Consider the following 13,046-nt stretch of genomic DNA (forward strand, 5'->3'; position numbering starts at 1 on the left):
TGTTTCCCCAACCAAAGCGGTAATTTCGCGGATGTTCATCGCCGTATCGCGCCGCTTTGGGCAACACACCAGATGAGGGCCCCAACGTGCTTGAAGCCTATCGCCAACATGTCGAAGAACGCGCCGCCGAGGGCGTCCCGCCGAAGCCCCTGAATGCCGAACAAGCCGCCGCGCTGGTCGAGCTGCTGAAGGCCCCGCCCGCTGGCGAAGAGGAATTCATCCTTGACCTGCTGACCAATCGCATTCCCCCGGGCGTCGACGAAGCCGCCTATGTGAAGGCCGGTTTCCTCACCGCCATCGCCAAGGGCGAGGCAGCGTCTCCGCTGGTCGACAAGGTGCACGCTGTCAAGCTGCTGGGCACCATGCAGGGCGGCTACAACATCGCCACCCTGGTCGAGCTGCTCGACAACGAGGCGCTGGCCAAGGAAGCCGGTGAGCAGCTCAAGCACACCCTGCTGATGTTCGACGCCTTCCACGACGTGGAAGAGCGCGCCAAGAACGGCAACGCCGTGGCCAAGGACGTCATGCAGTCCTGGGCCGAGGCCGAGTGGTTCCTGTCCAAGCCGGCACTGGCCGAGAAGATCACCCTCACCGTGTTCAAGGTGCCGGGCGAAACCAACACCGACGATCTTTCCCCCGCGCCCGACGCCTGGTCGCGCCCCGACATCCCGCTGCACGCCAACGCCATGCTCAAGAACGAGCGCGAAGGCATCGTGCCCGAAGTGCCCGGCACCACCGGCCCGCTCAAGCAGATCGAAGAGGTGAAGGCCAAGGGCTTCCCGGTCGCCTACGTGGGCGACGTGGTCGGCACCGGCTCCTCGCGCAAGTCGGCCACCAACTCCGTTCTGTGGTTCTTCGGCGACGACATCCCCAACGTGCCCAACAAGCGCGCCGGCGGCTTCTGCTTCGGCGGCAAGATCGCGCCGATCTTCTTCAACACCATGGAAGATGCCGGTGCCCTGCCCGTCGAAATGGATGTCTCCAAGCTCGAAATGGGCGACGTGATCGACGTCTACCCCTACGAGGGCAAGGTGTGCAAGCACGGCACCGATGAGGTGCTGACCACCTTCGAACTCAAGACCCAGGTGATCCTCGACGAGGTGCGCGCCGGCGGACGCATCCCGCTGATCATCGGTCGCGGCCTGACCGGCAAGGCACGCGAGTCGCTGGGCCTGCCCCAGTCGGACGTGTTCCGCCTGCCCGAACAGCCCAAGGACACCGGCAAGGGCTTCACCCTGGCCCAGAAGATGGTCGGCAAGGCCTGCGGCATGGAGGGCGTGCGCCCGGGCATGTACTGCGAGCCGAAGATGACCACCGTGGGCTCCCAGGACACCACCGGCCCGATGACCCGCGACGAGCTGAAGGACCTGGCGTGCCTGGGCTTCCAGGCCGAGCTGGTGATGCAGTCGTTCTGCCACACCGCCGCTTACCCGAAGCCGGTCGACGTGGAAACTCACCACACTCTGCCCGACTTCATCATGAATCGCGGCGGCGTTTCGCTGCGTCCGGGCGACGGCATCATCCACAGCTGGCTCAACCGTATGCTGCTGCCCGACACCGTGGGCACCGGCGGCGACTCGCACACCCGCTTCCCGCTGGGCATCTCCTTCCCGGCCGGCTCGGGCCTCGTCGCCTTCGCCGCCGCCACCGGCGTGATGCCGCTGGACATGCCGGAGTCGGTGCTGGTGCGCTTCAAGGGCAAGCGCCAGCCGGGCGTCACCCTGCGTGACCTGGTCCACGCCATCCCCTACTACGCCATCAAGCAGGGGCTGCTGACCGTGGCCAAGGCGGGCAAGAAGAATGCCTTCTCCGGCCGCGTGCTGGAGATCGAAGGGCTCGAGGATCTCACCGTCGAGCAGGCCTTCGAGCTCTCCGACGCCTCCGCCGAGCGCAGCGCCGCGGGCTGCACCATCACGCTGTCCGAGGAGAGCGTGGCCGAGTACCTGAAGTCCAACATCACCCTGCTCAAGTGGATGATTGCCAACGGCTACGGCGACAAGCGCACCATCTCGCGCCGCATCCAGGGCATGGAGGAGTGGCTGGCCAACCCGAGCCTGATGCGTGCCGACGCCGACGCCGAGTACGCCGAGGTGATCGAGATCGACCTCGAGGAGCTCAAGGAGCCGGTACTCTGCGCGCCGAACGACCCGGACGACGCCCGCCTGCTGTCCGAAGTGGCCGGCGAGAAGATCGACGAAGTCTTCATCGGCTCGTGCATGACCAACATCGGCCACTTCCGCGCCGCGGGCAAACTGCTCGAGAAGCAGCCGGCCGGCAGCCTGAAGACCCGCCTGTGGCTGGCACCGCCGACCAAGATGGACCAGCACCAGCTGACCGAGGAAGGCTACTACGGCATCTACGGCCGCGCCGGCGCACGCATGGAAATGCCGGGCTGCTCGCTGTGCATGGGTAACCAGGCCCGCGTTGCCGCCAAGAGCACCGTGGTCTCGACCTCCACCCGCAACTTCCCCAACCGCCTGGGCGACGGCGCCAACGTCTACCTGGCCTCGGCGGAGCTGGCGGCGGTGGCCGCGGTGGAAGGCCGCCTGCCCAGCGTCGAGGAGTACCAGCGCTACATGGGCGAATTCGACGCCATGGCCGGCGAGATCTATCGTTACATGAACTTCCATGAGATCGAGGAGTATCAGAACGCCGCTTCCAACGTGATCCCGGTCGCTCAGGAAGCCTGAAACCCGATCTTGATTGAATCAAGCTCGACTCCGATGCTCGCAACATCGTAGGCGCCTGGCCTCCAGGCGCCGGAGCCGATGAACGAAGCGCCCTCTCGCAGGGCGCTTTTTTTGGTTCTATACAGGGCACGTTATTGTTTTCCTTCCGGACCCGACGTGGGCGGTTTCGCCCGCTGTCGCTCGGCCCACTACCTTTGGTTACGCGCCCCGGCTTGAGCGGCCAGCGCCGCCCGGCTAACTTTAAATAACCAGCATGAGCATGAATAACAGTGACATGAATGACAGCGTCATAAATGACAGAATCATAAATGACAGCGACATGGGCTCATGCAAAAAACGAAAAGGGACATTTCGTCAGCAAAGGGATTCAAGGAGCATGCTCATGACCATTCGCCTCTTGCTCACCGCTTCATTTACCTGCGCTGCCCTGGTGGCGGCCGGCAGCGCCATGGCCGGCTCACCCCACGAGCGCTACGCCTACCTGGGCCTGGGCACCGGCTTCAGCTCACTGGAGAACGACCGCGCTGAGGTAGACAACTTCATCGAGAGCGGGGCGCGTCATTTCAGCATCGATGACAACGACAACGCCTGGAAAGGGTTTGCCGGGTATCAATTCAACCGCTATGTGGCGGCAGAGATCTTCTATGCCGACCTTGGCCGCGTGCAGCTGCGCGGACGCGATGGCGGCAGCGCCGATCTCGACTCCACGGCGTACGGCGCCAGCCTGGTGGGCCAGCTTCCGGTTACCTCCTGGTTTACCCCCTTCGCCAAGGTCGGGGCGGCCAGTTGGGACACGACGGTCACCGGCAACTTAGGCGATGAAAGCCTGGAGCTGCGCGATCAGGATGGCTTCGACCCCGTCTACGGGCTCGGCGCCCAGTTCAATTTTCACCCGGTGATGCTGCGCGCCGAGTACGAGCGCTACGATTTCGACAGCGACTACACCATCGATTCCTTTACCGCGTCCGTAGGATTGCGCTTCTAGCCCATCACCCCACGCCACCGACGCCGTCACCACGGCGTCGTCCTGCGACGAATCGACGAGCGCCGGGCCCGCTGAGCGTGTGGCATCATGCCAGCACCCTTCAACGGCAAGGAGCCCGGCAATGAGCGCCATCATCACGCCCGATATCTGCGATGCCCACCCCGAGGTCAAGGTCCTCGATCCAATCTTCGTCAACTACGGTGGCCGCGAGGCCTTCTGCGGCCCGGTGCGCACCGTCAAGTGCTTCGAGGACAACTCGCTGGTCAAGGAGGCGGTCGCCGAGCCCGGCGAAGGCGCCGTGCTGGTCGTGGATGCCGGGGGCTCACAGCGCTGCGCCATGCTGGGCGACATGCTCGCCGAGCAGGCCGCCGACAACGGCTGGGCCGGCGTGGTGATGTACGGCTGCGTGCGCGACGTGGACGTTCTGGCCGACACGGATCTCGGCGTGCAGGCCTTGGGCTCGCATCCGCGCAAGAGCGACAAGCGCGGCGAGGGCCAGCGCGACGTGGCAGTCACCTTTGCCGGCGTGACCCTGCGTCCGGGCCAGTGGCTGTATGCCGACAACAACGGCATCGTGGTAGCCGAGGAGCGCCTCGCCCTGGAAGGCTGAGTCCAAGCTGTGAGCGAGGGGGTGGCACCCGCCCCCTTGCCTGCGAGAGGCGCTCGGTGCCACCCTAAAGGCATGACATTTCATCCGCTTTCGCCATCGACCCTGGGCCTGGAGCTGTTGCGCAGCCTGCGCGAACACGTCCGACCGCTGCTGGCCTACCACCTGTTCTTCACCCTGCTCGCCTCCAGCCTGCTGCTGCCAGCCATCGCCTGGACGCTGACCGGTCTGCTTGCTCGCTTCGACCGCCCCGTGGTCACCAATGCCGAGCTGCTCTCGCTGCTGCTCAGCCCGGCGGGCCTGCTCTGGTCCCTGGCGGCCATCGCCCTGGTGTTTCTCGTCCTGTACCTGCAGCAGGCCGGGATGATCCTGGTGGCGGTGAAGCGTCGCGACAACCACTACCGGCTGGCCTTCATCGCGCTGTGGCAAAGCCTGCGACGCCTGCCCGCGCTTGCCGGACTGATCGTGCTGCAGGTGGGCAGCCATCTGCTCCTGCTCGTACCGGTAGTGGTGCTGCTCGGCTGGCTCTACGAACTGATCGTTGGCGGGCTCGACCCCTACTATGTCATGCGCATGCGCCCGGCCGCGCTGTGGTACTACCTCGGCGTGGCGGTACCGCTCGGCCTCGGCTGGGCGGCGCTGGCCGGCGGGCTCTATGTGCGCTGGATTCTGGCGCTGCCGGTAGCAGTGCTGGAAGCCCTCCCGCCACTGGCCGCCCTGCGCCGCAGCGGCGAACTCACTCGCGGCCAGCGCGGCAAGGTCGCGCTGGTAGTGCTCTCGCTGCTGTTGCTGATCCTTGCCCTGCCCTTCGGCGCCGGCCTGCTGTTCGACCGCATCGTGACACCTATGCTGTGGTGGCTGCCGGAACGCAACGCGGTGCTGATTCCTGCCATGCTGGCCTACGTGACCGGCTACGTGCTGGTCACCCTGGCCATCACCTTCGTCGGCATCGCCGCCAATGCCCTGCTCTCGGCGTGCCTGTACCTGCACCTGGCCCACCGCGAGCCGCGCCCTGCTCCGCCGCCGCCCGATGCTCACCCGGGCCGACTCGCCTGGGGCATCGAACTGGCCGTGTTAGTGTTCGCACTCAGCCAGGCGTGGTTGATCGTCAACAGCTTCGAGCTGCGCGACGAGGTGACCAACATAGCCCACCGCGGCAGCTCCATGGCCGCGCCCGAGAACACCCTGCCCGCCATCGAACAGGCCATTCGCGATGGCGCCGACTACGTCGAGATCGATGCACGGCTGACCGCTGACGGGGCGGTAGTGCTGTATCACGACCGCAGCCTGCAGCGGCTGACCGGCGACCCGCGCAACGTGCGCGACGTGCCGCTGGCCGAGCTTCGTGAGTTCGACGTAGGTAGCTGGTTTGGCGACGCCTTCGTGGGCGAGCGGATCGCTACGCTCGATGAAGCACTGGCCGCGGTACGCGGGCGAAGCGCGCTGATGATCGACCTCAAGCCCGACCCCGGCGCCGAGGCCGCGCTGGTCGAGGGCGTGCTCGCCGCGCTGCACCGCGAAAGCGAGGCGCGACAAGCCTGCCTGACACGCGGCGAGGCAGCGCAGCTTGCCTCTCGCTGCGGTGACCCCGACGTGGTCGGCGAAACCCGCCTCGCCATCATGTCACCGGCCGTGGTGGACATGATCAAGGCGCAGGAGCCGGAGCTGCGCGTGACGCTGCTGGCCCAGCTAGTGATGCCGGGCACGCTGGATCGTCGCCGCTTCGATGCCCTGGGGCTGCGCCACAATCGCATCAGCGAAAACGAGATCCGCCTGGCCCGCCAGCTCGGCTACGAAGTGCACGCCTGGACGGTGAACGACCGGGCGCGCATGTCGCAGCTGATCGACCTCGGCGTCGACGCCATCATCACCGACTACCCGGACCACCTCGCCGAGCTGCTCGATGAACGACGCGAGCTCAGCGATGGCGCCCTACTGCTGGTCAAGCTGCGCAACTGGCTTCGGCGGTGAGGCGCAAAGGCGTCAATCGCCCATCACCACGCCTTCACGGCGCGGATCGGCCCCGCCGAAGAAGCCCTCTTCGGTACGCTGGATGGCCTGCAGCCCGCTGGTCAGCTCACGCTCGCTGACCTCATGACCGCGTGCATTGAGCGCGTCGATGAGCTCTGCCGGGAAGCGACCCTCTTCCACATAGGCCGGACCGCCCAGGGTGATGGCATGGGGCAGGTTCAGGGCTTCCTGGGCATTGAGCCCCCAGTCGAGCATCGCCACCAGGGTCTTGGCGGTGTAGTGGATGATGGCAGCTCCGCCCGGAGAGCCCAGGCTAGCGACCAGTTCATCACTCTCGCGGTCGAACACCAGCGTCGGGCTCATGCTCGAGCGCGGCCGCTTGCCGGGCTCCACGCGGTTGGCGATGGGCGTGCCGTCGGCATCCAGCGGGCGGAACGAGAAGTCGGTCAGCTCGTTGTTGAGCAGATAGCCTCCCGCCAGGCCGGTACCGCCGTCGGCCAGCATGCGCGATCCAAAGGCCGCCTCGATGGTCGTGGTCATGGCCACGGCGTTGCCCTCCTCGTCGATCACGCTGATGTGGCTGGTACCGTATTCCGGTTGGGCCGGCTGAATGGCCCAGGCCGCATCCTGCCCGCTGGGCCGGCCAGGCTTGGCAGCGTCGGGGCCCATGCTCTCCTCGCCGATCAGCTCGGCGCGGCTGGCCAGGTAGGAGGGATTGAGCAGGCTTTCCCAACTGCCACCGGGGGGATCGACGAAGTCCGGATCGGCGATGTACATGCCACGATCGGCAAAGGCCAGCCGCGAGGCCTCAAGGAACTGGTGCAGCCACTCTTCGCTGGGGTGGTCGTCGACCAACACTTCGTCCACCCCGGGCAAGTGCTCGAGCATGCCGAGGATCTGCATGATGGTGAGATGGCCCGACGAAGGCGGCGGAAAACCGCAGACCCGGTAGGCCTGCCAGTCGGTACACAGCGGGGCGCGCTCCTTGGCCACGTAGGTGGCCATGTCCTCCAGGCTGATGGCGCCGGGCCGACGCGGGTGGTTCTGCACGCGCTGCACGAGATCCTCGGCAATCGCTCCGGTGTGCATCGCCTTGCTGCCATGCTCGGCGATTTCACGCAGCACGGCGCCGAGCGCCGGATTGCGAAGCTGTGCCCCAGCCGCCAGCGGCTCACCCTGGTCATCGTAGTAGAAGGCACCGCCCAGCGGATCGTCGCGCAGCCGTTCTTCGGCCGCCAGGCTGGTATGGAGCCGCGGGCTAACCTCGAAGCCCTCCTCGGCCAGGGTGATCGCCGGGATGAACAGCTCCCGCCAGGGCAGCTTGCCGTGACGCTCGTGGGCCATCTCCAGCATACGCACCGTGCCAGGCACACCAACCGAGAGGCCACTGGCGGCGGCTTCGAGGAACGCCAGGGGCTCGCCGTCGCCATCGAGGAACAGCGATTCACGTACGGCCCTTGGCGCCGTTTCGCGGCCATCGTAGGCTGCCACGTCACTGCCGTCGTAATGCATCAGGAAGGCACCGCCGCCGATGCCACTCGACTGCGGCTCGACCAGGGTCAGCACCATCTGCACGGCGATGGCGGCATCCACCGCCGAGCCGCCTGCCTTGAGAATCTGGTAGCCCGCGTCGGTGGCAAGAGGATTGGCGGCGGCCACGGCAAAGCGCTCGGTGGCCCAGCCCGGTTTGTCGGTGAAGCCCGAGGCGGTTTCGGGGGCGATGGCGGGAGCTTCGTACTGAAAGGTGACGTCGGCTTGCGCCAACCAGGGCAAACCCACTATGACGAGAGACGTAGCGCTGGCTAGCCAGCGACGGCGAAATGAAACTGAACGGTGGTCCATCAGAAGTCCCTCGGTAACTCCATGTAAGAGGCTATAGCATAGGCGAAAAAAAGCCCGGTTGACGACCGCCAACCGGGCGACTATGTAAAACTGCGTAACCGAATTAGCCGAGGGTTTCGCCGGCGAGCATGAACCAGGTCTCCAGCACCGCATCAGGGTTCAGCGAGACGGAATCAATTCCCTGCTCCATCAACCACTTGGCGAGATCCGGGTGGTCGGACGGCCCCTGGCCGCAGATGCCGATGTACTTACCCTGGGCACGGCAGGCTTGGATCGCCATGGCCAACAGTTTTTTAACGGCCGGGTTTCGCTCGTCGAACAGGTGCGCCACGATGCCCGAGTCGCGATCCAGTCCCAGGGTAAGCTGGGTCAGGTCGTTGGAGCCGATGGAGAAGCCGTCGAAGTACTCAAGGAACTCGTCGGCCAGCAGCGCGTTGGCCGGCAGCTCGCACATCATGATCACCTTGAGCCCCTTGACGCCGCGCTCGAGGCCATTGGCGGCGAGCAGCTCCACCACTTCCCGCGCTTCTTCGGTGGTGCGCACGAACGGCACCATGATCTCAACGTTATCGAGGCCCATTTCGTCGCGCACCCGCTTGAGCGCCTGGCACTCCAGCTCGAAGCAGGGGCGGAAGGCATCGGAGATATAGCGTGACGCCCCGCGGAAGCCGAGCATCGGGTTCTCTTCGCCCGGCTCGTAGAGCTTGCCGCCGATCAGGTTCTCGTACTCGTTGGACTTGAAGTCCGACAAGCGCACGATCACCCGCTCGGGATGGAAGGCGGCCGCCAGCGTGGCGATGCCCTCGACCAGCTTGTCGACGTAGAAGCTCACCGGGTCGGCGTAGCCGGCCGTGCGAAGGTCGATGGTCTGCTGCAGCTCCAGCGGCAGGGTGTCGTATTCCAGCAGCGCCTTGGGGTGCACGCCGATCATGCGGTTGATGATGAACTCCAGGCGCGCCAGGCCAACACCGGCATGGGGCAGCCCGGCGAAGCTGAAGGCGCGGTCGGGGTTGCCGACGTTCATCATGATCTTGAAGGGGATTTCCGGCATGGCATCGACGCTGGTCACGCGGCGGTCGAACTCCAGCAGGCCCTCGTAGACATGCCCGGTGTCACCTTCGGCACAGGAGACAGTGACATCGCGGCCATCCTCGAGCAGCTCGGTGGCATCGCCGCAGCCGACCACGGCCGGAATGCCGAGTTCACGCGCGATGATCGCCGCATGGCAGGTACGCCCGCCGCGATTGGTGACGATGGCCGAAGCGCGCTTCATGATCGGCTCCCAGTCGGGGTCGGTCATGTCGGTCACCAGCACGTCGCCCGGCTTGACCTTATCCATCTCCTCGGGCGAGAACACCAGCTTCACCGCACCACGGCCGATACGCTGGCCGATGGCCCGGCCAGCCACCAAGGTGCGCCCCTTCTCCTTGAGGTGGAAGCGCTCCAGCTTGCCGCCCTCCAACTGGGAAACCACGGTTTCCGGCCGCGCCTGGACGATATAGAGCTCGCCGTCGTCGCCATCCAGCGCCCACTCGATATCCATCGGGCGAGCGTAGTGCTGCTCGATGGTCATGGCCTGGCGCGCCAGTGCCATGACCTGATCGTCGTTGATACAGAAGCGGCCGCGATCCTTCAACGGCACGTTGACGGTGGACACCGACTTGCCCGCGCTGGCGTCTTCGCCATAGACCATCTTGATCAGCTTGGAGCCGAGGTTGCGGCGCAGTACTGCCGGGCGCCCGGCCGCCAGGGTAGGCTTGTGGACGTAGAATTCGTCGGGGTTGACCGAACCCTGCACCACCGTCTCGCCCAGGCCCCAGGAGGCGGTGACAAACACCGCATCGGGATAGCCCGACTCGGTATCAAGGGTGAACATGACGCCGGAAGCGCCGGTTTCCGAGCGCACCATCTTCTGGATGCCGGCCGATAGCGCCACGTTCTCATGGGCGTAGCCGCGGTGGACGCGGTAGGAGATGGCGCGGTCGTTGAACAGCGAGGCGAACACCTCGTGAACGGCACGCTTGACGTTGTCGAAGCCTTCGATGTTGAGGAAGGTTTCCTGCTGACCGGCGAAGGAGGCATCGGGCAGGTCTTCCGCGGTCGCCGAGCTGCGCACCGCCACCTTGAGATTGGGATGCTGGCTGGCCAGCGCCTCGTAGGCCGAGCGCAGGTGCGCCTCGAACGCAGGGGGCAGCGGTGTATCGATGACCCACTGGCGGATCTCGGCGCCGACGCGTGCAAGTTCCGTCACGTCATCAACGTCTAGCCTGGAAAGGGCCTGGTTGATGCGCTCGTTCAGCCCTTCGTGAGCGAGGAATTCACGGTAGGCATGGGCAGTCGTGGCAAAGCCGCCGGGTACGGTGACACCGGCGTCCGACAGGTTGGAGATCATCTCGCCCAGCGAGGCATTCTTGCCACCCACGCGCTCCACGTCATCCATGCCGAGTTGGTCGAACCACAGGATGTAATCTTCTACATTACCTTCCACAAATCCCCCTTGACCTTGCCATGGCCTTGATCGTCGATGCCTGAGTGACAGGCAAGAAATACAATGCTCGTCACCTTACCCGCCTGCGTCCATATTCGCCATTGGTCTAACATCGAAGTCAGTGGAGGATTTTTACAACAGTCGCCCGTTTTGCTGCGTTTCTGTAGTTTGCCGGGGCATTCGCCGCCTCCCTTCCTTGCCCCGGGCCCCGGCAGGCTGGAAAATATGCCCCACGACGCCAAAGGAAATCGCCCATCATGCCCCGCACCGCCTTCTTCATCTCCGACGGCACCGGCATCACCGCCGAGAGCCTCGGCCGCAGCCTGCTGGCCCAGTTCGAGAACATCGAACTGCGCATGCTGACCAAGCCATACATCGATACGCTCGAGAAGGCGCGTGCGCTGGTCGACATCATCGAATCCACCGCCCAGCGGGACGGCGAGCAGCCGATCATCATCGATACCATCGTCGACGAGTCGATCCGCGAAGTGATTCGCAGCGCTACCGGCTTCAAGGTCGACATCTTCTCGACCTTCCTCAAGCCGCTGGAGCAGGAGCTGGGCAGCCATTCCAGCTACAGCGTGGGGCGCACCCACTCGATCGGCCAGGACGAAGTCTACATGGACCGCATCCACTCCGTGCACTTCGCCCTGGACAATGACGACGGCGCAAGAACACACCAGTACAGTCAGGCCGACGTGATCCTGATCGGCGTGTCACGCTGCGGCAAGACGCCCACCTCGCTCTACCTGGCGCTGCAGTTCGGCATCCGTGCGGCCAACTATCCGCTGACCGAAGACGACCTCGACGAAGACGGCGTGCTCAAGCTGCCCAAGGCCCTGGCCCAGTACCGCCACAAGCTGTTCGGCTTGACCATCGACCCGAGGCGCCTGGCCGCCATTCGCCACGAACGGCGGCCCAACAGCCGCTACAGTTCGCTCGACCAGTGCACTCAGGAAGTGGAACAGGCGGAGGGGCTCTATCGGCAGATGCACATCCCCTTTATCGATACCACGCGCTTCTCCATCGAGGAGATCTCCACCCGGATGATCGCCGAAACCGGCCTGAGCCGCCGCTTCTCGCCCCGCTGAGCTCAGGCAGGCGGCACGCCGGGCTGCACTGCGGCCCGGCATAGCCCTTCGTAGCGGTGCAATACCGCCCAGCACACCACGCACAGCCCCAGGTAGCCACTGAGCCCACGCGCGTCGCGCAGCATCGACTGGGTGAGGCCGAAATCAATGAAGGCCACTACCACCATGACCCCGGCCGCCCCGAGCACCCGCACGCCGGGGTCGACGTGCGCAGCGTTCAGGCGCCGCCAGAAAAGCACGAAGGGCGCGCCGTAGAGCAGCAGCAGCGTAGCCAGGCCCAGGCTGCCACGCCGGGCCGCCGTATCGATGAGGTCGCTGTGCAGCTGGTCGTAGCGCGCAATGCCCGGATGGAAGCTGCCCGCTTCCACCCACTGGTCCCGCTGACGCTGCAGCCGCTCCTCGCCCCAGCCCACCAGCGGCCGTTCTGCGAACAGCGCCACCCCCGCCCGCCACATTTCCAGACGCGCGCCGATGGAACCACGGCGTGAATCCTCCTGCCAATACTGCTGCGCGTTGACGACTGCCTTCTGCAAGCGATCGACCACGCCACTCTGTGGCAGCAGTGCTACGGCGAGCAGCAGGCCCACCAGCGTGGCCGCGATGGCGTTGAGGGTACGCGGCGGCACCAGCGGACGTGCGGCGCGATATACCAGCAGCAACATCAGCGGTGCCGCCATCCAGCCGCCGCGGGTGCCGGACAGCAGCGAACCGAGCATTCCCGCCACGCCCGCCAGCATGGCCCCGGCCAACAGTAGCGGACGACGGTATTCGCGGTGGCGTATCAGCCAGAGCGCCCCGAGCAGCGCCAGACCACCCAGCAATAGTGACAGGTTGCCGAAGGGAATGGCGTTCATGCCATTGCTGGCACGAGCCTTGCCTAGCACGAGACGCTCATGCATGGCGATACTGCCGGCCCCCAGCGCACCACAGCTCACGGCCAGCCATAGCAGCCGCGGGCCCGGCGTGAACGTCCTGAGCGCCACCAGCAGCAGGCAGGCCAGCAAGGGCCAAAGCGGCAGCAGCACGCCTTCGCTCCCGCGGCCCACCGGCCAATGGCCCGAGCGCCAGACGTCCAGCCACCAGAGCCCCCCGTAGGCAGCGAGTGCCATTAGCAGCAGGCCATCCTCGCGGTCGAGTTCTAGCGGGATGTCGCCATGAGCCCATGCCCACACCGCCAATGGCAGCAGGGTGGCCGCCGCCAGCAGTGGAAAAGTCGCATAGGCGGAAGGCAACACAAGAAGAAAGGCCAGGAAAGCAAAAACCCAGCCCCCCGCCAACAGGCGCGACCATTCGATCCTGGGAACGGCGGAATTGGAGGAAACGGGCAGGAAATCTTCCCACCAGAGAGAGCGATCGACAGCAGCCATGACGT

8 protein-coding genes are annotated in these 13,046 nt (G+C 65.5%); 5 read left to right on the top strand and 3 right to left on the bottom strand.

What is annotated here, in order from left to right; genetic code table 11:
• Nucleotides 1-86: 86 nt before the first annotated feature.
• From acnB to ACT7B3_RS09995, 4 genes are all read left to right on the top strand, one after another.
• Nucleotides 87-2,690, top strand: a complete 2,604-nt coding sequence (acnB, locus tag ACT7B3_RS09980) for a bifunctional aconitate hydratase 2/2-methylisocitrate dehydratase (RefSeq protein WP_445157830.1) — start codon at nt 87-89, stop codon at nt 2,688-2,690.
• A gap of 382 nt (nt 2,691-3,072) precedes the next feature.
• Complete coding sequence (locus tag ACT7B3_RS09985; RefSeq protein ID WP_445157831.1) at nt 3,073-3,675, top strand: porin family protein; 603 nt, start codon at nt 3,073-3,075, stop codon at nt 3,673-3,675.
• A gap of 121 nt (nt 3,676-3,796) precedes the next feature.
• A complete protein-coding gene (rraA, locus tag ACT7B3_RS09990; RefSeq protein ID WP_444677569.1) occupies nt 3,797-4,285 on the top strand; it encodes a ribonuclease E activity regulator RraA in 489 nt (162 codons plus the stop codon).
• Nucleotides 4,286-4,357: 72 nt separating this feature from the next.
• On the top strand, nt 4,358-6,253 hold the full coding sequence (locus ACT7B3_RS09995) for a glycerophosphodiester phosphodiesterase family protein (protein ID WP_445157832.1): 1,896 nt from the start codon (nt 4,358-4,360) through the stop codon (nt 6,251-6,253).
• Nucleotides 6,254-6,265: 12 nt separating this feature from the next.
• Here the strand turns inward: ACT7B3_RS09995 and ggt are convergent, their stop codons facing one another.
• Together ggt and ppsA are read right to left on the bottom strand one after the other, a co-directional pair.
• Nucleotides 6,266-8,095, bottom strand: a complete 1,830-nt coding sequence (gene ggt, locus ACT7B3_RS10000) for a gamma-glutamyltransferase (RefSeq protein WP_445157833.1) — start codon at nt 8,093-8,095, stop codon at nt 6,266-6,268.
• 103 nt (nt 8,096-8,198) lie between these two features.
• Nucleotides 8,199-10,583 carry a phosphoenolpyruvate synthase gene (gene ppsA / locus ACT7B3_RS10005; protein ID WP_445157834.1) on the bottom strand — a complete coding sequence of 795 codons (2,385 nt, stop codon included), beginning with the start codon at nt 10,581-10,583 and terminating at the stop codon, nt 8,199-8,201.
• A 257-nt stretch (nt 10,584-10,840) separates the two neighbouring features.
• Here ppsA and ppsR point away from each other — a divergent pair, with 257 nt between their 5' ends.
• A complete protein-coding gene (ppsR, locus tag ACT7B3_RS10010) occupies nt 10,841-11,674 on the top strand; it encodes a posphoenolpyruvate synthetase regulatory kinase/phosphorylase PpsR (RefSeq protein ID WP_444677565.1) in 834 nt (277 codons plus the stop codon).
• Nucleotides 11,675-11,676: 2 nt separating this feature from the next.
• On the opposite strand, the gene ACT7B3_RS10015 is transcribed toward ppsR, so the two are convergent.
• Nucleotides 11,677-13,041, bottom strand: a complete 1,365-nt coding sequence (locus ACT7B3_RS10015; RefSeq protein ID WP_445157835.1) for an O-antigen ligase family protein — start codon at nt 13,039-13,041, stop codon at nt 11,677-11,679.
• Between the last annotated feature and the right edge of the window lie 5 nt (nt 13,042-13,046).

It is taken from the genome of Halomonas sp. E14 (assembly GCF_052568415.1).